This is a genomic window from Tsukamurella conjunctivitidis (genome assembly GCF_007858475.1).
Classification (GTDB): Bacteria; Actinomycetota; Actinomycetes; order Mycobacteriales; family Mycobacteriaceae; genus Tsukamurella; species Tsukamurella conjunctivitidis.
The window spans coordinates 1-597 of record NZ_VIGX01000186.1 but is presented as its reverse complement, the minus strand read 5'-3'; the positions used below and the strand labels follow the sequence as shown (position 1 = coordinate 597).

The 597-nt window shown below is 61.5% G+C and carries 1 protein-coding gene and 1 pseudogene; both read left to right on the top strand.

Annotation, left to right across the window (positions count from 1 at the left end):
• A pseudogene (locus FK530_RS24960) lies at positions 1-330 on the top strand (hypothetical protein); the annotation flags it as partial.
• Positions 327-597: restriction endonuclease subunit S (locus FK530_RS24955; protein ID WP_193560370.1), on the top strand; the 271-nt coding region annotated here is incomplete at its 3' end. The pseudogene FK530_RS24960 and the gene FK530_RS24955, both read left to right, overlap by 4 nt.

Genomic DNA, 597 nt, shown 5'->3' with positions numbered 1-597 from the left:
AACTTCGAGAAGGATGGCTGGGTAGTCGCGCCTCACCGGGGGCTAGTCGACGACGGCACGGTGGCGTCACGCCGCAGGCACCTCTTGGAGGTCCTGCGCGGCGACGCCCAGGATGACACCGGCTTCATTGTGCGCTCCGAGGTCACTGCCGACGACGAGTGGCAGCACAGCTACTTCTACTTCAACGACCAGCCTCCGACTTACGAAGACTTCATGAACACCGTGGCCGACTACGTCGCCTGGCAGGTCGACATGCACGCCCACGGGCTCGGTGACCTGATCACGCCGCGTACCCCTGAAGAAGAGTCCGCTGAGGAGGTGACGGCATGAGCGTCCTCGACACACTCGACTTCCAGCCGATACTCCTGACGGACTTGTTCACCCTCCACAACGGAGAAGGGGCCGAGCGTAAGGCGACTGGTCCAGTACCTTACGTAGCAGCCTCCTTTCAGAACAACGGGGTGGTTGGCTACGTGGAGGAATCGAAATACCCGGGAGGATGGCTCTCATTCGTCAAGGATGGCGATGGTGGCGCTGGAACATGCTTCTATCAGCCCGCGCCGTTCTGGCCGTCGAACCACGTTCTTGCCCTTGAGC